The following is a 23,474-nucleotide window of genomic DNA, read 5'->3' as shown; positions in this document are numbered from 1 at the left end:
CCCGATTGGCTTTAATGGATGGGAGGGGGCCACATGGCCCCCTGCCGTTCGGGTGATCAGTAGTTCGAGTTGAGCTGCACGCAGGTCTTGGTTTCAGTGTTGTACATGCCGCATTTGAGCTCGACCCAGTCCGACTCCAGCATCTTGGATTCGGGCAGGTAGTCAGTCCAGGCGTCGCCGGGCACGGGCTCCGTCTGGCTGACGATATCGAACTGGCCATCGGCCTGGATTTCGCCGATCAGCACCGGCTTGGTCAGGTGATGGTTGGGCAGCATCTCGGCTTCGGTGCCCGTGAGGTTCGGGAACTTCTGGCCGACCATCGCCGTGGTGACGGCATCGACATCGGTGGTGCCGGCGGCCTCGACGGCGTTCACCCACATGTTGAAGCCGATGTAAGTGGCTTCCATCGGGTCGTTGGTCACGCGCTTCTCGCCGGCGAATGCCTTCCATTCCTTGATGAACTCGGCATTGACCGGGGCATCGGCGGACTGGAAGTAGTTCCAGGCGGCGAGATGGCCGACGAGGTTGGTGGTGTCGAGGCCCGAAAGCTCTTCTTCGCCCACCGAGAAGGCCACGACCGGAATGTCGTCGGCCGAGATGCCGGCTGCGGCGAGTTCCTTGTAGAAGCCGATATTGGCGTCGCCGTTGATGGTCGAGATCACGCCCACCTTCTTGCCGTCGGCGCCGAGCGCGACCACGTCGGCCACGATCTTGGACCAGTCGGAATGGCCGAAGGGCGTGTAGTTGACGAAGATGTCCTCGGCGGGAATGCCCTTGTCCTTGAGATACTGCTCGAGGATCTTGTTGGTCGTGCGCGGATAGACATAGTCGGTGCCGAGCAGCGCGAATTTCTCGACGCCGAGTTCCTCGAGGAAATAGTCGGTGGCGGGAATGGCCTGCTGGTTGGGGGCAGCACCGGTGTAGAACACGTTCTTGGAGGATTCCTCGCCCTCGTACTGGACCGGATAGAACAGGAGCCCGTTCAGCTCCTCGATCACCGGCAGCACCGACTTGCGGCTGACCGAGGTCCAGCAGCCGAACATCACGTCCACCTTGTCGACGGTCAGGAGTTCACGCGCCTTTTCCGCAAACAGCGGCCAGTCCGAGGCCGGGTCGACGACGACGGCCTCGAGCTTCTTGCCGAGCACGCCGCCCTTAGCGTTCTGCTGCTCGATCAGCATCAGCACGGTGTCCTTGAGCGTGGTTTCGGAAATCGCCATGGTTCCGGAAAGGGAATGCAGCACGCCGACCTTGATTGTTTCCTCCTGCGCATAGGCCGCGTGGGTCAGGACGGTCGTTGTAATGAATGCCGCCGCTCCCGCGATCTGCCATTTCGTGGTTATTTTCATGTCAGCCTCCGTGCTGTTCGTGTCCACGCTGACGATCAATGCAAGCCCCTTGCCAGTTGCCGCACGGCCTGATCTCGACCGCTTGCAGGGAATTGTGAGCAACGGCAGATGAAAGCTGTATCAAAAATCCGGAATTTCTTGCCTTGTATTTTTGCAGTGCCAATTTTTTAAGCATTATTGCGGTGACAGTAATCGCCAAGCACAGGCGGCGCGGCGCGGACCGGAAACTTATCCCGGACGAAGGGCTTGCGCGGAGGCAGCGTTTCGCTTCTTATGCTGTGAACAAGGTCGCGAATGGCTTTGACCGACCCGGCAACCAAGGAGCTCCGTATGTCTTTGAGCGCGCCCCTTTTCTTGCTGGCCGTCCTGGCCGCTTTGTTGACGTTGCTTGCGCCCGCCCGGGCTTCGACCTGGCTCAAGACGGGCAAGGAGACGTCCCGCCCCTATGGACATGTTGACTATTGCGCCCGCAACGCGTCCGACTGCCGCAACCGCTCGACCGGCTCGTCCCTACCCGCCCCGCGCATCGGCGTGCTGTCGCAGATCAATGCCGCGGTCAATCGTACCATCAAGCCGACCGCCGACAAGATTGCCTTTGGCCGCACGGAATTCTGGACCGCCAACGCCCGCTCCGGAGACTGCGAGGACTTCGCACTCGCCAAGCGCGCCAAGCTGATGCGCAGCGGCTTCCGTCCGTCGGACCTGTTGCTGACCATGGGCTACAAGGGCAACGAGGCCCATACCGTGCTGGTGGTGCGAACCCGCGACGGCGACTACGTGCTCGACAATCTCGATGATGCCGTGCAGCCGGTACAGTCGTCGCGCATGAGCTTCCGAAAGATCCAGGCACCCGACCATGGCGGCCGCTGGCTGAGCGTGACCGGCAAGACCGGCAAGGCGCCCTGATCGCCGCTGGCGCCGGTGCGAGCGGGGATCGCGGACCTTATAGCTGTGCGCGGGCACCGCATTGCTGATGTCCACCGCGACGTGCCGTGCTAAGGCTGAGGGCTGACTCGCCCCAGCCACGCGCACACCGGAAAGGACAGACCGATCGCGGCCTTTCGCTTTATCCATACCGCCGACATCCATCTCGATTCACCGTTGAGATCGCTGGCGCTGCGCAATCCCGACCTGGCAGAGCTGGTCGGCGCGGCGACGCGCCAGGCCTTCAGCGCGATCATCGACCTGTGCATCGACGAGGCGGTCGATGCGCTGCTGATTGCGGGCGACCTCTACGACGGCGACCAGACCTCGATGAAGACCGCCCGCTTCCTGGCGGACGAGCTCGATCGGCTATCCAGGGCCAACATCTCCACGTTTCTCATCCGCGGCAATCACGACGCCCTGTCGCGCATTTCCCGCGAGCTGGTGCTGCCCGAGCGCGTGAGGCTGTTCGGGGGCCGCGCCGAGCATGTGCTGATCGAGCGCGGCGCGGGCGAGAAGCCGGTGGCGATCCACGGGCTCAGTTTCGCCCAGCCGACGGCGCCCGAAAGCCTGCTTCCGAAATACCGGCCCGCCGTGGCCGACGCGATCAATATCGGGCTGATGCACACGAGCCTCGGCGGCGCGGAAGGCCACGACGTCTACGCGCCCTGCAGCCCCGCCGACCTGCAGGCGACCGGGTTCGACTACTGGGCGCTCGGCCACATCCACAAGCGGTCGCAGATCGTTCAGCCGGGAAGCGGCGCGGCGATCGTCATGCCGGGCATGCCGCAGGGCCGCGACATCAACGAAAGCGGCACCAAGTCGGTGACCCTCGTTTCGATCGCCGAAAATGGCACGGTCAGCCTTGAGGAACGACCGACCTCGATCGCGGAGTTCGTGCGCATCCGCGTCGAGGCCGCCGGCCTGACCGAATGGAGCGACCTCGCGGGCGCGCTCAGCACCGCGCTCCGCGCGGCCCGCGAGGCGGCCGGTTCGCCCGAACTCGTGGTTCGCCTCACGGTCTCGGGCGCCACCCCGCTTGCCTGGCGCATGCGCCGCGACGCCGACCTGCTGCGCGCCGAAGCGGAAAGCCGCGCCGCCCAGATCGGCCATGTCTGGATCGAGAAACTCGAGATCGACTGCACGCCTGAGCGCGAGACGGGCCTGCCGGCAACCGATCCGCTGCATGAACTCAGGGCGTTGATGGAAACCGCCGTGCTGGCATCCGACAGCTACGAGGCAGCACTTGCCGCGGTCGCGGGCAATCTTCAGGCGCAACTTCCGCCGGACCTGCGCGACCTTTTCGGCGCCGATGAAGCCGCAACCCGCGCGCGGCTTGCCGCCCTTGCCCGCGACGGCGTGGACGACGTGCTCTCGCGGCTTCAGGCCACGGCCGGGAGCGAGACCGCCTGATGCGCCTCGACCGCCTCGACCTCACCCGCTACGGCAAATTCACCGATCATGCGGTCGACTTCGGCACGCCCGTGGCCGGTGGGTCTGACCTGCACATCGTCTACGGGCCCAACGAGGCCGGCAAGTCCACGCTGTTCAACGCCTGGCTCGACCTCTTGTTCGGCATCGGCGCGCAGAGCAGCTACAATTTTCTCCACCCCTACCCCACCATGCGCATCGGCGCGCGGATCTCGATTGACGGCGAGGCGCGCGACTTCGTCCGCATCAAACGCCAGCAGAACAGCCTGCTCGACGGCCACGACCAGCCGGTCGCCGACGGCGCGCTGCAGGCAGGGCTCACAGGCCTCGACCGCGACAGCTACAAGACCATGTTCTCGCTCGACGACGAGACCCTCGAACAGGGCGGCGAGAGCATTCTCGCAAGCCGCGGCGACCTGGGGGAACTTCTGTTTTCCGCAAGCGCCGGCCTGGGCGAGCTGTCGCAACGCCTGGTCGGCATCCGCAGCGAGACCGAGGATTTCTACAAATACCGGGCACGGTCGGGCCGGCTTGCCGACCTCAAGGGCGACCTCGCGAACCTCAAGGCCGAGCGCGACCGGCTCGACACCCAGGCGAGCGAACATGGGCGCCTGACCAAGGCGCTGGAAGAGGCAAGCCGGCTCCACGCCGAAACGAGCGCCGAACGCAAGACGACGGCCGCCCGCCTTGCCGAGATCGACAGGCTGCTCCAGGCGCTGCCGCGGCTCGGCGAGCGCGCGGCGTTGCGGCAGACCCTTGAGCCGCTGGCCGACCTGCCCGAGGTCGCCCCCGAATGGCGCGAGGACATCCGCGGCTTGCGCGACGGCGAGGCCGCGCTCGAAGCCGAGGGCGCGGCGCTGGCCGCGGAAATCGAACGGCTCGAGGTCGAGCGCGAGACCATGACAATCGACCCGGCCACCGGCGCGCTCGCTGGCCGGATGGCCGATCTCGACCGGCAGCGCACCCGCCACAATGCCGCCGAGGAAGATCTTCCCGAGCGCCGGGCGGCGCTGGCGCGTCTCGACGGGCGGATCGAGCAGCTTCTCATCCGGCTCGGGCGTCCGGACGAAGCCGATGCCCGCCATCTGCTGCTCGACGCGGCCACGACCGCAGCACTCGGCGAGCTGATCGAGGCCCGCACCCGGCTCGACGTGCGGCTGGCGGCGGCGAAGGCCGAAGCCGCTGCCGCCAAAACCGCCCGGGACGAGGCACTGGCCCGTCTGCGGGATGCCGGCGGAGACCCGGACGAGACCGACAGCGAGGCACGGCAGGCCCACAGCACGGCCCTTGCGACGCTGGTGGCAGGGCTGTCCGCCCAGGACCACGGCTTGCGGCTGAAAGCGGCGGAACGCGCGCTCCCTGACCTGCAACAGAAGGCCGAGGCCGGCTTCAGGGTGCTGAGCCCCTGGCGCGGCGATCCCGCCGCACTCGCCGCGATGATCCCGCCGCCGGCAGACACGCTGCGCGCCTGGACCATGCAGGCCGAGGAACTCGGGCGCAAGCGCGCGACAGCCCGGGACGAGTGCGCCCGCCTGACCCACGCTCTGGCCCGCCACGAGGCCGAAGCCGCGGCGATCGCCGAGACCGGCAGCCTGCCGACCGCGGAGACCCTGGCGGCGTTGCGCGCGGCCCGCGACACAGCCTGGCGCAGGCACGAGGCCGCCATGGACGCCCCATCGGCAAAAGACTTCGCCGAGGCGATGCAGGCCCATGACGCGGCCGTCGACCGGCGCGCCAGCCACCAGGCCGAAGTGGCGCGGCTCAACGAGGCGTCGCTGCAGATCGCGCTTCACCGCGCCGATCTCGCCGCGGCCGAACGGACGCAGTCCCGACTTGACGCGGAGCAACAGGCACTCGGGGAGACGATTGCCGCCGCGGCGGCAGCGCTGTCGCCCGATCTCGCCATCGACATGGACGCCGCAACGCTTGCCGATTGGCTTGCGCGCCGGGAACGCGCGCTGGAGGCTGGCCGAGAACTGGACGCCCAGCTTCGCGAGCGCGACCTGGCGCGCGCCGACCGCGAGGATGCCGCAGCCCGGCTCGCGGGCGCGCTCACGGCCCTGGGCGTGGCCGCCGCGCCGGAGGACGGCTATGAGCCCCTGCTCGCGCAGGCCCGGACGCTGCTCGCGCGGGAAACGGCACTTCAGACGCAGCGCACGCAGGCGCTCGAGCAGGAGCGCGCGCTCGCCCGGCGCCTGACCGACCTGCAGAGCGCCGAGGAAGAGCTCGACGCCTGGCTGCTTGCCTGGAAACAGGCTTCGGCCAAAAGCTGGCTCGGCGAGGCCGGCCGCGCGCCGACAGTGGCCGAAGTTCGCGAGATGCTGCCGCTGCTTGCCGAGCTTGCCGCCGCGCTGCATGACCGCGACAGCCTGGCCGAGCGCATCGGCAAGATGGAGGGCGACCGGCAGCGCTATGCCGAGACGCTGCGCGCGACCGCCCGCGAGGCCGGCATCGAACCCGGCGACATGGCGGTGAACGCCCTTGCCCGCGCGCTCGCAAGCCGCGTGGCAGAGGCCGAACAGGCCGCCGCCCGCCACGCCGATCTCACGACGCGGCTCGAAGACGCCCTTGCCCGCAGCCGCGCCCATGCCGAAAAGGCAGATGCCCACGCGCTTCTCAAGACCCGGATGCTCGACGCGCTCGGCGCGGACACGCTGACCGACGCCGCGCTCCGGCTCGACCGGGCGCTCGAGCGCAAATCCCTGACGGCCCGCATCGGCGAGGTCGAGCGCCAGATCTCGGAGAGCCTGGGCAGCCCCTCCTTTGATGCCGCGCGGGCGCTGCTCGAGGCGGCCGACGGCGCGGCGCTCGGCGCCGAAAGGCAGGATCTGGAAGCCGTGCTCGAAACCCTCGACGCCGAGGTGCAGGAGCGCTACGCCGCGCGCAGGAGCGCCGAGGCCGCGCTCGCAGCGGTGGGCGGCGACGACGCGGTGGCGCGGATCGAGCAACGACGGCGGACGGTGCTGCTCGCGATTGCCGAGGGCGCGGAGCATTATCTGAGGCTCTCGGCCGGCATTCTCGCCATGGAACAGGCGCTCACGCTTTACCGCGAGCGCCACCGCTCCTCGATGATGGCGCGCGCGTCGGAGGCGATTTCCACCATCAGCCGCGGCCGCTACACCGGGCTCGCCGCCCAGCCCGACAAGGGCCGCGAACTCCTGATCGCGCTGCAGAACGACGGCGCCTCGAAACAGGCGGCCGACATGTCCAAGGGCGCGCGCTTCCAGCTCTATCTCGCGCTCCGGGTGGCGGGCTATCACGAATTCGCCGAAACCCGGCGGCCGGTGCCCTTCATCGCCGACGACATCATGGAAACCTTCGACGATTTCCGCGCCGAGGAGGCCTTCCGCCTGTTTGCCGGCATGGCGAAGGTGGGCCAGGTGATCTACCTCACCCACCACAGGCATCTGTGCGACATCGCCCAGAGCGTCTGCCCGGACGTGACCATCCACGAACTCTCCGCCTGAGGCCGCAGGGCGATTTTTTTGCACCTGCGAACAGGCTTTGCTTGGCATCGCGGCCTTATGCCTGTATCGAAGCCCCAATCCCGCGGATCCGGAGCACTCGGGTCCTGTCACACAGCAGGCGACACCTTCGCACGATCCCGCGCTCCTCCCGCGCCGCGCGTGCCGTGCCTCCGCCGCCACACACAATCGCCCTCCTCCTCCGAACAGGCTTCAGCCCCATGATCTCGTTCAATTCCTATCGCGCGCAATGGACCGGCAATGTCCGCGGCGACATCCTCTCGGGCCTCGTGGTCGCGCTGGCGCTGATCCCCGAGGCGATCGCCTTCTCGATCATCGCCGGTGTCGACCCCAAGGTCGGCCTCTATGCCTCGTTCTCGATCGCCGTCATCACCGCGATCGTCGGCGGCAGGCCAGGCATGATCTCGGCCGCCACGGCGGCGACCGCGGTGCTGATGGTGACGCTGGTGAAAGAGCACGGCCTGCAATACCTGCTCGCAGCCACGGTGCTGGCCGGCCTGATCCAGATCGCGGCCGGCGCGGCGCGACTTGGCTCGGTGATGCGCTTCGTGTCGAAATCGGTGATGACCGGCTTCGTCAATGCGCTGGCGATCCTGATTTTCATGGCGCAGCTTCCCGAACTGATCGGCGTGCCGGGCCTGACCTATGTGATGGTCGCGGCAGGCCTTGCGATCATCTACCTGTTCCCGATGATCACCACCGCGGTGCCCTCGCCGCTGGTCACCATCATCGTGCTCACCGCCGTCACGCTGATCTTCGGCCTCGACCTGCGCACCGTCGGCGACATGGGCGCGCTGCCCGACACCTGGCCGGTGTTCCTGATCCCTCAGATCCCGCTCACGCTGGAAACGCTGATGATCATCCTGCCCTATTCGGTGGCGGTGGCGGCCGTCGGCCTGCTTGAGTCGCTGATGACGCAGTCGATCGTCGACGATCTGACCGACACGTCGTCGAGCCGCACCATGGAATGCGTGGGCCAAGGCATCGCCAACACCGCCACCGGCTTCATCGGCGGCATGGCCGGCTGCGCCATGATCGGCCAGTCGATCATCAATGTGAAATCCGGCGGCCGCGGCCGGTTGTCGACCTTCGTCGCGGGCGCGATGCTTTTGTTCTTCATCGTCGTGCTCGGCGACTGGGTGGCCAAGATCCCGATGGCCGCATTGGTGGCGATCATGATCATGGTCTCGATCGGCACCTTTTCCTGGTCCTCGATCAAGGCGCTCCGCACCCATCCGCGCTCCTCCTCGGTGGTGATGCTCGCGACCGTCGGCTTCGTCGTCCTCACCCACAACCTCGCCATCGGCGTGCTGGTCGGCGTGCTGCTCTCGGGCCTGTTCTTCGCCTGGAAGATCGCCCAGCTGTTCGGCGTCCGCTCGACCCTGTCCGACGACGGCCGCACCCGCACCTACGTGGTCGAAGGCCAGCTGTTCTTCGCCTCGGCAGAAGACTTCATGAAGGCCTTCGACTTCCGCGAAGTGCTCGACAAGGTGGTGATCGACGTCTCCCGCGCGCATATCTGGGACATTTCCAGCGTGGCGGCGCTGGACATGGCCGTGCTGAAATTCCGCCGCGAGGGCGCCGAGGTCGAGATCATCGGCATGAACGAAGCCTCCGAAACCATCGTCGACCGGCTGGCCATCCACGACAAGCCCGGCGCGATGGACAAGCTGATGTCGCACTGAGAAAGGCAACCCCCATGAGCAACAGTCTCCTCGCCCTCGTCGACGGCTCGGTCTACGCCAAAAGCGTCTGCGACCACGCGGTCTGGGCCGCCTCGCGCATGGATGCGCCGGTCGACCTCCTGCATGTGATCGAGCCCGCTGCCGAAGCCGGGATTACGGACCTGTCGGGGGCGATCACGCTCGGCGCGCGCACCGCACTCCTCGACAAGCTCGCGGCGCTTGACGCCGAGCGCGCCAAGCTCCTGAGCCAGAAGGGCCGCGCCATACTTGACGACGCCCGCGCCCTGGTGGAGGCCGGCGGCGCGCGGGTCCTGGGCACGCATCTGAGGCAAGGCAAACTGGTCGAGACCGTGATTTCCCGGGAAGGCACGGCCGGCATGATCATGATCGGCAAGCGCGGCGAGGAAGCCGATTTCGCGAGCCTGAGGCTCGGCGCCCATCTCGAACGCTTCATCCGCGCCAGCCACAAGCCGGTCTTCGTCGCCTCCCGCGCCTTCCGCCCGATCGACAGCGTGATCGTGGCCTATGACGGCAGCGCCTCAAGCCAGCGCATGGTCGACCACATCGCCCGCAACCCGCTGTTTGCCGGCCTCGCCATCGACGTGGTCACCGTCGGCCCGACAAACCGCGACAGCGAGAAATCCCAGGAAAACGCCCGCGCCGTCCTCGAAGCAGCCGGCCTCGCCGTCACCACCACCATCCTGTCGGGCCAGCCCGACGCGGTGCTCGGCAAACGCGTCGCCGACACCGGCACCACCCTCGTCGCCATGGGCGCCTACGGCCACTCGAGAATCCGCAGCTTCGTGCTGGGCTCGACCACCTCGGAGATGCTCAGATCCTGCAAGGCGCCGGTGGTGGTGTTGAGGTAGGGAGGAGACAGAGCATGGCACCGGTCGGTCAAATTCATGCGCTTAACTGACTCAATGCGCACATTGCCAGATGACAGTTTTGCGCCCTCTAATTTGTCGTTCAATTTGAACCTGCGCAAACTCAGAACCAGACATTAAACAGGATAACGCAAACTAGCCAGGATGACACATTCGCAGTGACGTTGTCATTTTATGCAGCAACAGCCCTGTCCGGTTCAAATGTAGTCAGGGCCCAGGGAGCTGTCGTATAGCCGTCGGCGTTGCGTCCAAGTTCTATGGTGATTAGTCGATCCCCGTTGAAGGTGGGGCTGAGCTCAAGGCTCAAATAGTCGAAGAGCTGCCGATCGTGAACAGCAATGATGATCTGGCGGCCATGTTGCTTCAGCGTCCGCAGCAGCGCTGCGAATTGCGCGATGTGGACATCGTCCATGCTTTGGACGGGATCGTCGATCACCAACCAAGGCAACTTCGCTCGCACCGAAAGATGCAGCGATAAGAACAAAGTCAACGCCGCCGTGTTCAGGTTTCCTGCACTCAGCATCGCGCGTGGATTGCCACCCTTGCCGCCCGAACGGTAGTGTGTTTCTAGCACGGCCTCAACCGGCTTTCCAGCGATCTCCGGAAGCGCGAATGCAGGAACGAAGTTTTCATCGGGAGCCAGACGGATGAAGAGCTGACGCCAGACTGCGTTCAGTTCGTCATTGAAGATGTCCCGGACATGTTTCCCGCGCACTGTCTGCGCACGCGCCATCAGGTCCTTCGCGACAGAAATGCGCCTGTCCGCCTCTTGGCGCTGGGTGGCCGATTTGGTCTGCTTTTCTTGCAAAGCCTTGAGCATCTTCCTGTTTTCATTAAGGGACTGTTGGTTCGAGGCGAGCGTCCTGAGGGTCGTGAGCGCTTGTTCGAGTTTAGCCTTGCCGGAACTTTCGTTTGCCTCCCGACGATCGAGTTCCGACCTCATGAATTGGACGACTGCCGCAAGTGGCACGTCGGCCGGTTCCGGTTCGATTTCCAATTGCAGGGCATAGATGTCGAGTTCCGCACGCAGGCCGGAAATCGACGTTGTCTGGCTATTCAAGGCGGCGAGGACCTGTGCCGCCTTGGTTGCGTCGCGGATCAAGCGAGAACCGGCAATAGCTTCTCCCGCCAAGTCCTGCAGGTTATTGAGCCATTCGTCCCGCTGTGCAAGCTGGAAGATTACTCGTTCGCGCTCGGTCGGCGAGAGAACCGTGCCCTGAAGCTCGGTCTGCTTGCGTCGAGCGTCCGTCAAAGCCGCGAGTGTCTTCGAGCGATCGCGTACCAAAGCTTCAACACGTCCTGCCGCGGTGACGAGCCGGCCGATTTCCGCTGAAACATGTGCGGCAAGCGGCCCGTCCCCGAGTTCGGCGTAGTCACGTCCACAGACAGGGCAATGTTCATCGTTTATCTGAGTGGAGATCGCACTAAGTGCCTCTGCAAGCTCGCGGTTGGCGCCACCCTCCGCAGCCAACTGTCGATCAATGGTATCGATACGACCCTGGCCTTGGATCACGGACGTCGTGATTTCGCTGAGGGTCTTTGTTGCAGCGCTATCCGCGTCAACGGTTCCGCGAAGCCGTGCTCTTGCTCCCTCAACGGCCTGCTTGGCGGCTGCATGCGCTGCCGAAGGATCCGACGAGGAAGCGGGAATCTCGGGAAAGGCCTTTTGGATGGCGGACAGCAGTTGTTCAAGGCGCGCACCTGGCCCTGCACGCCAGCGCGCGAGTGCCTCCCGCGCCCCGGAACTTGTCATTTCCGCGTCCGCGCGGGCGCTTCCGGCCTCTGTCATCGCTGCCGCCGCGACCAGCGAGGTTGCGGCATTGAGGTCGCGCCGGATCCTGGCAAGCCGGCTGAGCTTCTCCTCGTGCTCCTGAACTCGGCGCTCGAGGTCCGGGCGCAGCCCGTCGGGGAAGATGGCATGATCGGCTGCAAGGGTCGAGCCGGAGAGTTCACGCAATCGGGCTTCAATCTGGTCTCGCTCGCGTTCAGCCGCCTCTACGCGAGCCGCTGCGGCTTCGACCGCGTCATCTAGGCTCGGAGCATCGGCACGTGCAGCCCAAAAGAGAGGGGATGGCTCGCGGAACCGTCTAACGTCGCCGGAAAGGTGCAGTCCGTCAATCAAGGCATCCAGCGCATCGAGGCCGAGTATTTCCTTGACGAAGCGTGTAAGCGGTGAACTGCTGTTGCGGGCATCTTGATGCTCATACAGCTCTAGCAAGCGACCCAGGCTCGCCTGCGCGAGATAGCACCGCTCGGTGTAGAACCGGGCCTGCTCTTCTGAGAGCTTGCCTCGTCCTATAATGGCGGAACCGTTGGCGGTGAAGCTGCCTCCTGAACCATCGGACATCTTCTCGTCTGCCTGAATTGAGACATGGGCGCTGGAGTCTGGGGAAAGCTTATGGGGGAGATAGGTCAGGTAGTTGGGGTCAAAGCGCGCGAAAGACCCAACCGCTCCCGTCAGCCCCAGTTCAATCGCCGACAGAAGGCTGGTTTTACCCGTGCCGTTCGGCCCGTGGATGAGAACTGCTGGCGCATCGAGCGAGACGGTTACCTCACCGCGTATGCTGCGGAAATCGCGGACGGTGAGAGACGTCATCCGGCAGTTCATTGCTTTGCTCCGCTGTCTTCAATCTGGACAAAAGGCTCGTCAACCAGTGCGGCCAGCCGGCTGGAGACCGCTGCCTCTCCCTTATGAGAAAGCTCTATCAACTCACGCTCGATTGGATCCTTTATTCCCAGAAACAATTTGTCGAACGCGGCATCGGCGCGGCTTTCCTGCAGTTTTGGCAGATCCAGCGGCAGCAGCACCGCCAGCCGGTTTTCCAGACTGGATTGATCGGATGCATCGCCCACTGGCAACACGCGGGCATGTCGGGACAGTCTTGTGAGCGTGGACGATTCCGGTCTCGGACCGACGACGACGAGCGTCAAAGGTCGCCGCGACCCCATCATGTCCAATGCCCGACCGACACCCTCGACCGTTTGCTGCAGCCGGGCTGGCGTCTGATCTAGCGTGTCGCCGACGACAACGAGATCCGGGCACGGCGGCTCACCGACGAAGGCGGCTGCAGCGTCAATCTGCAATCCGCCGATCGAAAGCGGAATCGGAAGTCGTCTGAAATCTGCCTTGCTGAGCAGCTCCGCGACGCGCTCGATTGGTGTTGTATCCGTCATATCGCCATCTCTCCCTTGAAGCGCAGCAGTAGCCGATCTAGATCGGCCTCACCCTGCGCCAACTCCGCCAGGCTGAATTCCCGACGTCCCCGCCTCAAGGTGCGGCCAGGAGCGGCTGTCGGGTGACGCACGGCCCTTGGAGGCACCTCGTGACTGTGCAAAATGATGGCATCGTCGTCCTCGGACGCATGCCCGGCGGCGACAAGCCTCGCTGCGGCCTGCGCGTTCGCCGCAAAGAAGATCTCGGCGGAACGGACCGGGCCCGCCACCTTGAAGGCGCCCGCCTTGGCATTCGCGGGATCTCCGAGGCTCAGCGTCCAGTGGCCGGCTTCCTTTCCATGACCGATTAGGGCGAGGCCAAGAGCCAGTTGGGGCAGACCGGCACTCGCTACTGTCGGGTCTGCCAAGGTCTTGGCAACGCTGTTGATTGATAGTGGCGTATACACGCCCCTTGCGGCTTCCAGCTCCTTGCCATCTCGGAAGAAGCTTGTCGCCCGCCCCGCCCAAGCGAGCGCCTTCAGCATGAAGGCCTCGTTGTCCCTCACCGCGACACCAGAGGCTGTGGCGTCGCGTAAGCTCCGAAGGGCAGCTCTCAGGGTCTTGTGCGCCGCCTCCGAAAGTCCAGCGGCTGCCGGTGCGACAAGCGCCTCCAATTTGGCTGCGAGCACGTGCAGCCATAATGCCGGCAACAACGACTGGCCGTAGCTCCTGAGCAATGAGGCTTGCTCGATCTCCGCAGCCTTGCCACAATAATCCAGCTTGTAGAAGTTTTGCAGCAGCGACAATTGATCAGCACCCACGTCTTGCTCCGATAGTATCACGGACGGCGGGTGAGTGGGGAAATGCGACGGAAGATTACCTTGGGCCACGACGAAGACGTTCTGGATGTTCGTGTCCTGCGTCGACAGGCCGAGCATCAGCGTTGACTTCGAGACCGCGAGATCGACGAGCTTTGCGGCGATGACTTTGTTCTCAGCCTTGTCTGCCCAGCCATGGATCTGAGAGGCTCGCCCGACGAGTCGGTCCCGATAGAGAGCTTCGTCTTGGCCGGCGAGGACAGCGCACCCGTGGAACTTGTAAAGTCGGGCGCGTGCCGTATTGTCCTTCACATCGTCGGGAAGCACGCGCACCTGCATCACGCCAAGCCCGGCACCCGCGAGCAGAGCGATAGCCTTCTCAACCAAGCCGTCCCAGTTGGCGCTGACTGCATCCGAGACAACGCCCTCCATGATCAATCCCGCGAGGCCGAGATGCTCCGGACCAGGGCTGCTCGCAGGATCGGCATATCGGGCAACGACACCGATGCCGTCCCACACAAGATAGTCAGCTGGCTCTCCCTGTGGATGCTGGTCGAGCATCCTAGCGTAGACGCCGGTGAGGCTCTTCGCGATGCGCTCCCGGTCGCGCCACTGAGCCACCGGTTTAGCATAGTTGACCTCCTTGCGATCGTCCGCGCTCAGATTAACAAGACCGATGATTCGATCGAGGCTGCGTTTAAAGCGGCAATTGTCATTTGCGGGATCGACCCTAGCGCGCAGATGCTCAAGAACCCCTTCAGCGATGTCAACGAGACCCGGGACTTTGGACAAAGAGATCCCGGCACCAAGCCAGACCGCGTAAGAATCGTTCGCTAGGCCCTGTGCGAACTCACTGAACTCGCCGTCAAGTAGGGCGAGTGTTTCGACTATCGTGATCTCCCACGCTGACGGCACGTCTAACAGCCTCCCCTAAGGTAACGTTATTTCCAGTCTTACTAGTGTGAATCCCCCGAACCTGAAGCAGTCACTGCGGCTTCAACACAGAATAAGTAACGGCTTCTGCACTAATCGCAATACGCGAACTGACCATCAACATGAAATTCAGCATTCGGAGATCCAAAGTCGTGAGCTGCCGGTCCCCTCCCGGCCCCGTTCCAGACATCCCCCCCTACTCCACCAGCGGCCGCTGCTTGCGCCAGTGGTAAAACACCTTGGCCAGCGCCGCCGAGACGATCCTTGCATCCACGGTGTCCGAGCGGCTCGTCAGCATGATCGGCACGCGGGCGCCGAGTGCGATGCCGGCGGAGGAGGCGCCGGCCAGGTGGATGAGCTGCTTGGCAACCATGTTGCCGCTTTCGAGATTGGGGGTGACCAGGATGTCGGCGCGGCCGGCGACGTCGGAGACGATACCCTTGGTCGCCACCGCCGCGGGCGAGATGGCGTTGTCGAAGGCGAGCGGGCCGTCGACCTTGCCGCCCTTGATCTGGCCGCGGTCGTGCATCTTGCAGATCGAGGCGGCCAGCAGCGTCGAGGGCAGCTTGCCGGTCACGGTCTCGACCGCCGACAGGAGTGCGGTGAGCGGCGTTTCCACGCCGAGCGCGATCGCAAGTTCGATCGCGTTCTGGACGATGTCCTTCAGCGCCTCGAGATCGGGGGAGATGTTGATCGCCGCGTCGGTCACGAACAGGGTGCGGTTCTGCCCCGGCACGTCGAGCGCGAAGACATGGGTGAGCCGGCGCTCGGTCCTCAGCCCCTTTGCGCGGTCGAGCACGGCCTCGAGCAGTTCGTCGGTGTGCAGCTTGCCCTTCATCAGCGCGCCCGCGCGCCCGTCATGGACGAGCTTGACCGCCACTTCCGCCGAGGCGTGGCTGTGTGGCGTATCGACGATCTCCATGCCGGAAATGTCGAGACCGGCCTCCTCGGCCGCGGCCTCGATCTTGAAGCGGGGGCCGACCAGCAACGGCTCGATCATGCCTTCGTCGCGCGCGGCGATCGCGCCGCCGAGGCTCAGGTCGTCGCAGGGGTGGACGATGGCGGTCACCAGCGGGTCGAGCTTGCGCGCGCGCTCGACCAGCGCGCCGAAGCGCACGCCCACGGAGGTGAGCCGCGAGGACGGCATGCGCGCCACATGCTGGCGGATCTTCTTGGCCGACGCCTTCACGTCTGCGGTGCCCGACACCACGGTCTGGCCCGCGGCATTGAGGCAGGCGCAATCGAGCCGGACGCGGCCCGTGTCCCGGTCGACCTCGGTCACTCTGACGCGCACGCTGATGCGATCGCCGATGCTGACGGGATGATGGAACGAGAGCGTCTGGCCCAGATGCACCGTGCCCGGACCCGGCAGGCGGGTGGCCAGCACCGCCGAAATCAGCGTTCCCGCCCACATGCCGTGGGCGATGCCCTGCTGCAATTCCAGCCCGTCTTCCTCGACATCGCCGACCGCTGCCGGGTTGACGTCGGCCGACACGGTCGCAAACAGGATCATGTCCTGCCGCGTGAGCACCCTTTCGATTTCGGCCTGTTCGCCGATGGCGATTTCCTCGATGGTGCGATTTTCAATGAGATCCATAATTACCCCGAACACGTCCGCATTCCGGCGCATGCCGCCGTCGCTCGCGCGGCCGATTCACCGCCGAAAAAGGCGTCCGCCGCACTGCACCGAACTTGCCCCAGCGATGCATGAGATACAAGGCAGAACAGGCGCTTGCATCCCTGCCCCCACAATCTTGCATGCCGCACGCGGGCCCCGCCGCCGCCCGCTTCGGGCCGACGCGCGCCGGACATGAAAACGGCCCGCCGGCGCATTACGCACCGGCGGGCCAAAGCAGCCCTGCGGGGGTAGAAAGCGGGGCTGCTATGCGATGTCGCCGGGTCCGGCGGCGCGCTTGCGGCCGGTCACCATGGCGCGCACCAGGTTTTCGCCATGCTCGAAGCTCGCGAGCACCACGCCGCCGACATGCAGACCGATCAGGGCGAGCGCGGTGAAGGCCGCCCCCTCGTGCAGGTCCTCGACCCAGCCCACGCCCCAATAGGCATCGGTGGTCATCAGGTAGCCGGTCAGCGAAATCGCCGCGAGCACGGCCAAGAGCGCGATCACCATCAGCCCGCCGGCCGGGTTGTGGCCGAGGTAACGCCGGGCCTTCATCCGCACGCTGTCGCCGAGGAAGGTGGCGACCGTGCCGGGACCGTAGAGAAAATTCGCGAACCGGGCATGGCGCGGGCCGATCACGCCCCAGAGGATGCGGAAGGCCACCAGCCCCGCCACCACATACCCGGCCGTTTCGTGCGGCTTCTGCCATTCGTCGCCGGTGAGAAAGGCGAAGGCGAACAGGCCCACCAGGGACCAGTGAAAGATCCTGACCAGCGGGTCCCACACCCGGACGGTGGCCGGCGACTGATCGTCGCCGGCATTGGTCATGGCTTCAGTGATATCCCGTGCCATGGCCATCAGTCTTCGGCCTTGACCCGCAGCACTTCGGCGGTGGCGGGATGGAAATAGACCTCGACGCGCTGGCCCTTGGCGTCGATCGCATAGGCTTCGAGGCAGCCGTCCTCGGGCTTGATCGAGCGCACGTCATAGCCCATTTCCTTGGCCTTGGCGGTCAGGTCCGCGTCGCTCATCCACTGGTCGCGCGGCACGTCCGGGCAGGCGGTGCCGGCAAAGGCGGCGGCGGGGGCGATCAGGGCGAACAGGCTGGCGGCGATAAACATTGTCTTCATGGGTGGTCTCCTTTAGGTAGGGGCCGAAGCGCTCGGCCGATGACCCCATGCTTTTCGCAAACCCCGCGTGACAAACCGCTGAGCGGCCCTGTCAGCATTTTGTCATTTTTGTCCTGCCATGTTGGCGCCATGAAACGAACGCTCCTGATCCTGCTGATGCTTGCCGCGACCGCGCCCGCCCGGGCCGACCGGCATGACGACCATCACGACCGCGCCCGGCTGGACGCGGCGCTGGAGAAGGGCGAGATCCTGCACCTGTCGGACATCCTCGACCGGGTCAGGACCCAGATCGAGGGCCGCATCGTCGAGATCGAGTTCGAGTATTCCGATCACAAGCCGATCTACGAAATCTATGTGCTGAGAACCGACGGCCGGCGCCTGGAATATGAGATCGACGCCCGCGACGGCCGTATCCTCAGCCTCGAAGACGACGATTGAGCGATGCGGATCCTGCTCGCAGAAGACGACGCCCGCATCCGCAAGGATGTCACCACCGCGCTCGAGGCGGCGGGCTATGTCGTCGACAGTCAGGTCAATGGCGAGGAAGCCTGGTTCCTGGGCGACACCGAATCCTATGGCGCAGCCGTGCTCGATCTCGGCCTGCCGGGCATGGACGGGCTGAGCGTGCTCAAGCGTTGGCGCGCCGACGGCCGCAGCTTTCCGGTGCTGGTGCTGACCGCACGCGGCGCCTGGACCGAGCGGGTCGAAGGCATCGACGCCGGCGCCGACGACTACCTGCCCAAACCCTTCCGCATGGAGGAGCTGATCGCGCGTCTGCGCGCCATCATCCGCCGCTCGGGCGGCATCGCCAATCCGGTGGTCACCGTCGGCGAGGCCGAGCTCGACACGCGGCAGATGCGGCTGAGCATCCGCGGCGTGCCCGTCACGCTGTCGCCGCAGGAATACCGCCTGGTCGCCTATCTGATGCTCAACAAGGGGCGCGTGGTCTCCCAGCAGGAGCTTTCCGAACACCTGCAGGCGGTGCATTTCGAGCGCGAATCCAACGCCATCGAGGTGCTGGTCGGACGCGTCAGGCGCAAGCTGCCGGTGACGCTGATCTCCACCCGCCGCGGCTTCGGCTATATCGTCGAAGACGAGGGAGCCGCGTCATGAAACCGGCCCGCTCGCTTCGCTTCCGGCTGTTCGCCTATGCCGCCGCGGTGGTCGCGGCCGCCCTCCTGGTCACCGGCTTCAGCCTCTCCACCCTGTTCTCGCGCCATCTCGAACGCCTCGTCGGCCAGGAACTCGACACCCATTTGAACCAGCTGACCGGCGGGTTGCGGTTCGATCCGGCCGCAGGGCTCTCGCTCGACCGCGAACCGGTCGACCCGCGCTTTCAGGCGATCTTCGGCGGGCTCTACTGGCAGGTCGACGACATGACCGCCGATGTGCACCTGCGCTCGCGGTCGCTGTGGGACACCAGCCTCGAGGTTCCCGGCGACCGCTTGCAGCCGGGCGAAACCCATGTGCACGACATCCCCGGGCCGCAGGGCTCGCGCCTGCTGGTGCATGAGATCGTAGTGCTGCTGACCGCCTCGGACGGCGATCACCGGCTGCGCGTCTTCGTCGCCATCGACCGCGCCGTCATCCATGCGCTCGCGCTCGGCTTCGCCAAGGATCTGGCGCCGGTGCTGGCGATCCTCGGCGCGGTGCTGCTGGTCGGGCTTCTGTTGCAGATCGGCGAAGGTCTCAAGCCGGTCAACCGGGTGATGGAGGGCGTGAGCGCTATCCGCAACGGCGGGGCGCGCCGGCTCGAATCCGAAGGCGTGCCGCTCGAGGTCGCACCGCTGGTGGAAGAGGTCAATGCGCTGCTCGACGCCCAGGACCAGGCCATCGACCGGGCCCGCGACCGCGCCGCCAACCTCGCCCATGGCCTCAAGACCCCGCTGACGGCGCTCTCGGCCGACATCGACCGGCTGCGCGCCAAGGGCGACAGCGAGATCGCCGACGACATCGCGGAACTGACGCAGCGGATGCGCCGGCACATCCAGCGCGAACTGGCCCGCGCCCGGCTGCGCCATGGCCGCAGCTACGACCGGACGCCGCTCAGGCCGATCGTCGACGGCATCCTGCGCGCGCTCAAGCGCACCCCCGCCGGAGAAAACCTCGACCTCGTCTGCGACATCGATCCCCGGCTCACCACGCCGGTCGATCCGGACGACCTCAACGAGCTGATCGGCAACCTTGCCGAAAACGCGGTCAGGTTCGCCCGCGCCGAGGTGCGGGTCGGCGCCGAGGTCACCAAGGAGGCGATCCTGGTCCGGATCGGCGACGACGGTCCGGGTCTCGACCCGGCCGGGCTGTCGGCGGCCAGCAAGACCGGCGCCCGCCTCGACCAATCGGAACTCGGCGCCGGCCTCGGCCTCGCCATCTCGGGCGACATCGTCGAATCCTTCGGCGGCCAGCTCGACCTTCTGACCTCCCCGCTGGGAGGTCTCGAAGTCCGGATATCCATTCCCCTGGCACTTCCGCCCGGTTGACAGCCGCCGCGCCAGACCAAGTTCAAAGCCATCAGGACAAGACCATGAAACTTACCCGGCCCCATGTCGGCAGCGTGACCCTCAGCCTCCTCGTGTCAGCCTTCATCCTCGGCGCCTGCAACACGGTGTTCTGGAACAAGACGAGCCTCGCCTTCGGAGAGCACAGGCTGGCGCTTGCCGCCTTTTCGATCGGCATTGCCGCACTCCTGACCGCGCTTCTGGTGTCGCTGAGCGTGAAATACGTTACCAAGCCGCTGTTCATCCTGGCCATCGTCGGCGCGGCCGCGGCCTCGTGGTTCATGGGGCAGTTCGGCGTCATCATCGACACCGACATGATCCGCAACGTGGCCGCGACAACGCCCGCCGAGGCCGGCCACCTGATCACGCCCGCCTTCGTCCGCCACATGCTGCTCTATGCGGTGCTGCCGTCGCTGCTCGTGGCCATCGTGCACATCCGGCACCGCAGTTTCGGCGCCAAGGTGAAGGCCAATCTCGCGGTCATTGCGCCGCTGCTCGTGCTCGCCCTGGTGATGGCGCTGTGGCAGTATCCGGCGATCGCCTCGACCATGCGCAACAACCGCATCGTCATCAAGACGCTCAACCCGATCTCGCCGCTGGTCAGCGTGATCAAGTTCGGCATCCGCTCCGGCAAGGAAAAGACCATCGTCGCCGCCCCGCTCGACAGGAATGCGCGACCCGGCCCGCTGCTCGCCCAGGCCGACAAGCCGGTGCTGACGATCATCGTCGCCGGAGAGACCGCGCGCGCGCAGAACTTCTCGCTCGGCGGCTACGCGCGCAAGACCAATCCCGAACTCGAAAAGCGCGACATCGCCTATTTTACCCAGGCCACCTCCTGCGGCACCGCGACCGAGGTGTCGATTCCCTGCATGTTCTCGGTTCTCGGCCGGGCGGATTTCACCCACGAGGCGGGGCTCGCGCGCGAAAACCTGCTCGACGTGCTCAGTCATGCCGGGATCGATGTCACCTGGTGGGAAAACAACACCGGCGACAAGGCCGTGGCCCGCCGGGTACGGGAGCGCAACTTCGCCATCGAGAACGATCCGCGCTATTGCGTCAACACGGAATGCAAGGACCAGGTGATGGTCGATGCGCTCGGCGCCTGGCTCGACGGCCTGAAGGGCAACGCCACGCTGGTGCTGCACCAGATGGGAAGCCACGGCCCGACCTATTACCAGCGCTATGACGAGGCGCAGCGGCTGTTCACGCCCGACTGCCGGACCGCGGAATTCGCCGATTGCACCCAGGCCGAGATCGTCAATGCCTACGACAACACGATCGTGGCCACCGACCACATGCTCGCACAGATCATCGACATGCTCGCCGCCCGCTCGGACCGTTTCGCCTCGTCGCTGATCTACATGTCGGACCATGGCGAGTCGCTCGGCGAAAAGGGGCTGTACCTGCATGGCATGCCCTACATGTTCGCCCCCAGCGAACAGACCCGTGTGCCCTTCATCATCTGGGTCTCCGACAGCTATTCGAAGATCTTCGGCGTGACCGCCTCATGCCTGGAGGCCGGCGCCGACGCGCCGACCTCGCAGGACAACATGTTCCATACGGTGCTGGGACTGATGGACATCAAATCCAGCCATTACGACCCGGCGCTCGACGTCACCGCGACCTGCCGCACGCCCGAACTGACGGCGACGGCCGGCCGCTGAGCGGGTCAGGAGGCCGCGTGGCGCGGCGCGGTATGGGTGGTGCCGGTGACGGCCAGCCAGTTCGCGCCGTGCTCGGGCGACTGCACCTTGATGAAGTCGAGCCGGCTTGCGGCGACCGGAACCACGTCATCGCGCATGTTGTCGAGCACAAAGTCGCCGGCCCGGCTGCGCACCACCAGCACGGTGTGATATTCGCTGCCGGTATAGGTCATGGCCAGCAGCAGGTCCTCGGGATGGTATCCCATCCGCATCAGCCGCACCCGCTTCGCCAGCGCGTAATCCTCGCAATCGCCCGCCACGGCATCGGCGCTCCAGACCTCGGCGCGTCCATACTGGTCCTGGTCCGAAACCGGGGCGATCGCGCGGTTGACGGCAAGATTGACCTGGCTCAGGACAGACAGGTTGGCCGCGGGCAAGGCGCCGCGCGGCTTGCGCGGGCCGCAATCGGCGGCGTAGCGGGTGCAATAATCGACATGGCCGTAGGGCCGGCTCGTCACGGCCCCCAGCCGCAGCCAACTGGCGGCATGCACCGGCACGGCGGAGGCCGACAACATCAGCGTGGCGAATGCGGCGGGCAGCACCGGAAACTTGATCCTGGTCATGAGCAGTCCTTTCGTCCCCTTGCTGGTTGGATGGAACTCTCAAGGCCGCCGTCTCCCCGATGGCCGGACCCGGCCACCCCTCGAAGGCACACGCAGCCTCAAACGCATGCGGGGCGCCGGGTTTCCCCGACGCCCCGCATGCCCGGCAAGCCGGTCTTCCGCTTAGCGGTAGCTCGGCGAGCCGTCATTGCCGGCGCGGCCGTAGACCGCGTGGTCGTTCGACACACCGCCGATCGATGCAGTCGGGGTGTAGTCGATGCCGCCTGCCGGCGCTGCAAAGCTCGGCGAGCCGTCCTTGTCGGCCCGGTCATAGCTGACCAGGTCGTTGGACGTGCCGGTTGCGAGCGGAGCCGAATAGCCCGTGTTCGACGGAACGGTGTAGGCGTCAAGCGCGGAGGACTTGGCGAAGGCACCGGTGGAAGCAGCCAGGGTCAGGCCGAGGGCGATAAGAAGCTTGTTCATGGGAGTGGTCCTTTCAATTCGCGGCATGTCTTGGGAGGCGTGCGCGTGTGTCATTGGGGGCGGAAGGTCCCCGCGCGATCCAACGGACCGCGTGGGGAAAGCGGAACGCGCTTAGTGGAAGCGCGGCGAGCCGTCGTTGCCGGCGCGGTTGTAGATCACCTGGTCGGAGGCGCCGCCGCCGATCGAAGCGGTGGCGGTGTAGTCGATGCCGCCTGCCGGGGCGGCAAAGCTCGGCGAACCGTCCTTGTCGGCGCGGTCATAGCTGACCAGGTCGTTGGAGGTGCCGGTGGCGAGCGGAGCCGCATAGCCGGTGTTCGACGGCACGGTGTAGGCGTCGAGTGCGGAGGACTGCGCGAAGGCGCCGGTGGAAGCGGCGAGGGTCAGGCCGAGGGCGATAAGAAGCTTGTTCATTGTCTTGGTCTCCAGTGAGTGTTCGGTTTCAAATCCTGGGCGAAACGGTGGGTGGGGGCCGGCCGTTCGCCGTGTTTCGATAACTCTCAAATGGGCCGGCAGATCCATGATTGCCAACCACACTTTTGTGAAAACCCGTGCTGAAACTTTATCTTGAAAACTCCGTACCGGCTTCATACGATCGAATATTTCCATTAATTTTCAGATACTTATGCAAACGCGCACACCAAGCCAGAATCCCGGCGCGACGGGTATCGTGCACAACATGGTGTCCTCACCGTTCACAAAAACGGGATCGGATTGCTTACCCGGCGCAGGATTTTTGCGCGCCCGGAACACGCGTCTCGGCCGCGGTCGGGAAAGATACCGCCGCGAGCAGCGCCGGACGGACCCGGCAAAGGCAGCAAACGACGGGCGAGAGGAT

General features: G+C 65.5%; 19 protein-coding genes. 9 read left to right on the top strand and 10 right to left on the bottom strand.

Features of this window, described 5'->3' with window-relative positions; translation table 11 throughout:
* Positions 1-56: 56 nt before the first annotated feature.
* Positions 57-1,343, bottom strand: a complete 1,287-nt coding sequence (gene urtA / locus AWJ14_RS10135) for an urea ABC transporter substrate-binding protein (protein WP_210183526.1) — start codon at positions 1,341-1,343, stop codon at positions 57-59.
* 384 nt (positions 1,344-1,727) lie between these two features.
* Here urtA and AWJ14_RS10130 point away from each other — a divergent pair, with 384 nt between their 5' ends.
* From AWJ14_RS10130 to AWJ14_RS10110, 5 genes are all read left to right on the top strand, one after another.
* On the top strand, positions 1,728-2,255 hold the full coding sequence (locus AWJ14_RS10130; RefSeq protein ID WP_171904855.1) for a transglutaminase-like cysteine peptidase: 528 nt from the start codon (positions 1,728-1,730) through the stop codon (positions 2,253-2,255).
* Positions 2,256-2,399: 144 nt separating this feature from the next.
* A complete protein-coding gene (locus AWJ14_RS10125; protein WP_066178071.1) occupies positions 2,400-3,686 on the top strand; it encodes a metallophosphoesterase family protein in 1,287 nt (428 codons plus the stop codon).
* Positions 3,686-7,171 carry an ATP-binding protein gene (locus tag AWJ14_RS10120; RefSeq protein ID WP_066178070.1) on the top strand — a complete coding sequence of 1,162 codons (3,486 nt, stop codon included), beginning with the start codon at positions 3,686-3,688 and terminating at the stop codon, positions 7,169-7,171. The genes AWJ14_RS10125 and AWJ14_RS10120 overlap by 1 nt, the downstream gene beginning before the upstream one ends.
* 218 nt (positions 7,172-7,389) lie before the next feature.
* The gene (locus AWJ14_RS10115; RefSeq protein ID WP_066178068.1) at positions 7,390-8,874 is read left to right on the top strand and encodes a SulP family inorganic anion transporter; all 1,485 of its coding nucleotides are present in this window, start codon (positions 7,390-7,392) and stop codon (positions 8,872-8,874) included.
* Between the two features lie 14 nt (positions 8,875-8,888).
* Positions 8,889-9,743, top strand: coding sequence for a universal stress protein (locus AWJ14_RS10110; protein ID WP_066178065.1), 855 nt, complete (start codon positions 8,889-8,891; stop codon positions 9,741-9,743).
* 190 nt (positions 9,744-9,933) lie between these two features.
* Here the strand turns inward: AWJ14_RS10110 and AWJ14_RS10105 are convergent, their stop codons facing one another.
* The 6 genes from AWJ14_RS10105 to AWJ14_RS10080 all read right to left on the bottom strand — a co-directional run bounded on the left by AWJ14_RS10105 (position 9,934) and on the right by AWJ14_RS10080 (position 17,413).
* A complete protein-coding gene (locus AWJ14_RS10105; protein ID WP_245304198.1) occupies positions 9,934-12,357 on the bottom strand; it encodes an AAA family ATPase in 2,424 nt (807 codons plus the stop codon).
* A gap of 8 nt (positions 12,358-12,365) precedes the next feature.
* Positions 12,366-12,935: a hypothetical protein gene (locus tag AWJ14_RS10100; protein ID WP_066178061.1), complete on the bottom strand. Its 570-nt coding sequence runs from the start codon at positions 12,933-12,935 to the stop codon at positions 12,366-12,368.
* Positions 12,932-14,647 (bottom strand): SIR2 family protein, encoded by a 1,716-nt coding sequence (locus AWJ14_RS10095; RefSeq protein ID WP_066178059.1) that lies wholly within the window; start codon positions 14,645-14,647, stop codon positions 12,932-12,934. Before AWJ14_RS10095 ends, AWJ14_RS10100 begins: the two co-directional genes overlap by 4 nt.
* A gap of 214 nt (positions 14,648-14,861) precedes the next feature.
* Complete coding sequence (locus AWJ14_RS10090; protein WP_066178628.1) at positions 14,862-16,277, bottom strand: bifunctional enoyl-CoA hydratase/phosphate acetyltransferase; 1,416 nt, start codon at positions 16,275-16,277, stop codon at positions 14,862-14,864.
* Between the two features lie 270 nt (positions 16,278-16,547).
* Positions 16,548-17,135 carry a cytochrome b/b6 domain-containing protein gene (locus AWJ14_RS10085; RefSeq protein WP_245304197.1) on the bottom strand — a complete coding sequence of 196 codons (588 nt, stop codon included), beginning with the start codon at positions 17,133-17,135 and terminating at the stop codon, positions 16,548-16,550.
* Positions 17,136-17,140: 5 nt separating this feature from the next.
* A complete protein-coding gene (locus AWJ14_RS10080) occupies positions 17,141-17,413 on the bottom strand; it encodes a PepSY domain-containing protein (protein WP_066178055.1) in 273 nt (90 codons plus the stop codon).
* Between the two features lie 129 nt (positions 17,414-17,542).
* On the opposite strand from AWJ14_RS10080, the gene AWJ14_RS10075 reads away from it, so the two are divergent.
* The 4 genes from AWJ14_RS10075 to AWJ14_RS10060 are packed head-to-tail and all read left to right on the top strand — an operon-like array spanning position 17,543 to position 21,575.
* Positions 17,543-17,851, top strand: coding sequence for a PepSY domain-containing protein (locus AWJ14_RS10075; RefSeq protein ID WP_066178053.1), 309 nt, complete (start codon positions 17,543-17,545; stop codon positions 17,849-17,851).
* A gap of 3 nt (positions 17,852-17,854) precedes the next feature.
* Entirely contained in the window at positions 17,855-18,526 is a 672-nt protein-coding gene (locus tag AWJ14_RS10070) for a response regulator transcription factor (RefSeq protein WP_066178051.1), read from the top strand.
* A complete protein-coding gene (locus tag AWJ14_RS10065) occupies positions 18,523-19,893 on the top strand; it encodes a sensor histidine kinase (protein ID WP_066178049.1) in 1,371 nt (456 codons plus the stop codon). The genes AWJ14_RS10070 and AWJ14_RS10065 overlap by 4 nt, the downstream gene beginning before the upstream one ends.
* A gap of 44 nt (positions 19,894-19,937) precedes the next feature.
* On the top strand, positions 19,938-21,575 hold the full coding sequence (locus tag AWJ14_RS10060) for a phosphoethanolamine transferase (RefSeq protein WP_066178047.1): 1,638 nt from the start codon (positions 19,938-19,940) through the stop codon (positions 21,573-21,575).
* Positions 21,576-21,580: 5 nt separating this feature from the next.
* Here AWJ14_RS10060 and AWJ14_RS10055 read toward each other — a convergent pair whose 3' ends face one another.
* The 3 genes from AWJ14_RS10055 to AWJ14_RS10045 all read right to left on the bottom strand — a co-directional run bounded on the left by AWJ14_RS10055 (position 21,581) and on the right by AWJ14_RS10045 (position 23,050).
* Positions 21,581-22,177 carry a transglutaminase-like cysteine peptidase gene (locus AWJ14_RS10055; protein WP_083220165.1) on the bottom strand — a complete coding sequence of 199 codons (597 nt, stop codon included), beginning with the start codon at positions 22,175-22,177 and terminating at the stop codon, positions 21,581-21,583.
* Between the two features lie 162 nt (positions 22,178-22,339).
* Positions 22,340-22,639 carry a hypothetical protein gene (locus AWJ14_RS10050; protein ID WP_066178044.1) on the bottom strand — a complete coding sequence of 100 codons (300 nt, stop codon included), beginning with the start codon at positions 22,637-22,639 and terminating at the stop codon, positions 22,340-22,342.
* A gap of 111 nt (positions 22,640-22,750) precedes the next feature.
* Positions 22,751-23,050: a hypothetical protein gene (locus tag AWJ14_RS10045; protein ID WP_066178043.1), complete on the bottom strand. Its 300-nt coding sequence runs from the start codon at positions 23,048-23,050 to the stop codon at positions 22,751-22,753.
* Positions 23,051-23,474: the final 424 nt, after the last annotated feature.

The sequence above is a fragment of the Parahoeflea olei genome, from assembly GCF_001703635.1.
In the GTDB taxonomy this organism is placed as follows: domain Bacteria; phylum Pseudomonadota; class Alphaproteobacteria; order Rhizobiales; family Rhizobiaceae; genus Hoeflea; species Hoeflea olei.
Note: the sequence above shows the minus strand (reverse complement) of the source record. Positions and strands in the feature narration are given on the sequence as shown.

What these genes read in the sequence shown, in the direction of transcription:
- AWJ14_RS10085 (WP_245304197.1), bottom strand. Translation starts at nt 17,135, where the DNA reads ATGGCACGGGATATCACTGAAGCCATGACCAATGCCGGCGACGATCAG.
- AWJ14_RS10045 (WP_066178043.1), bottom strand. Translation starts at nt 23,050, where the DNA reads ATGAACAAGCTTCTTATCGCCCTCGGCCTGACCCTCGCCGCTTCCACC.
- AWJ14_RS10075 (WP_066178053.1), top strand. Translation starts at nt 17,543, where the DNA reads ATGAAACGAACGCTCCTGATCCTGCTGATGCTTGCCGCGACCGCGCCC.
- AWJ14_RS10115 (WP_066178068.1), top strand. Translation starts at nt 7,390, where the DNA reads ATGATCTCGTTCAATTCCTATCGCGCGCAATGGACCGGCAATGTCCGC.
- AWJ14_RS10100 (WP_066178061.1), bottom strand. Translation starts at nt 12,935, where the DNA reads ATGACGGATACAACACCAATCGAGCGCGTCGCGGAGCTGCTCAGCAAG.
- AWJ14_RS10080 (WP_066178055.1), bottom strand. Translation starts at nt 17,413, where the DNA reads ATGAAGACAATGTTTATCGCCGCCAGCCTGTTCGCCCTGATCGCCCCC.
- AWJ14_RS10065 (WP_066178049.1), top strand. Translation starts at nt 18,523, where the DNA reads ATGAAACCGGCCCGCTCGCTTCGCTTCCGGCTGTTCGCCTATGCCGCC.
- AWJ14_RS10110 (WP_066178065.1), top strand. Translation starts at nt 8,889, where the DNA reads ATGAGCAACAGTCTCCTCGCCCTCGTCGACGGCTCGGTCTACGCCAAA.
- AWJ14_RS10070 (WP_066178051.1), top strand. Translation starts at nt 17,855, where the DNA reads ATGCGGATCCTGCTCGCAGAAGACGACGCCCGCATCCGCAAGGATGTC.
- AWJ14_RS10050 (WP_066178044.1), bottom strand. Translation starts at nt 22,639, where the DNA reads ATGAACAAGCTTCTTATCGCCCTCGGCCTGACCCTGGCTGCTTCCACC.
- AWJ14_RS10055 (WP_083220165.1), bottom strand. Translation starts at nt 22,177, where the DNA reads ATGACCAGGATCAAGTTTCCGGTGCTGCCCGCCGCATTCGCCACGCTG.
- AWJ14_RS10105 (WP_245304198.1), bottom strand. Translation starts at nt 12,357, where the DNA reads ATGACGTCTCTCACCGTCCGCGATTTCCGCAGCATACGCGGTGAGGTA.
- AWJ14_RS10120 (WP_066178070.1), top strand. Translation starts at nt 3,686, where the DNA reads ATGCGCCTCGACCGCCTCGACCTCACCCGCTACGGCAAATTCACCGAT.
- AWJ14_RS10060 (WP_066178047.1), top strand. Translation starts at nt 19,938, where the DNA reads ATGAAACTTACCCGGCCCCATGTCGGCAGCGTGACCCTCAGCCTCCTC.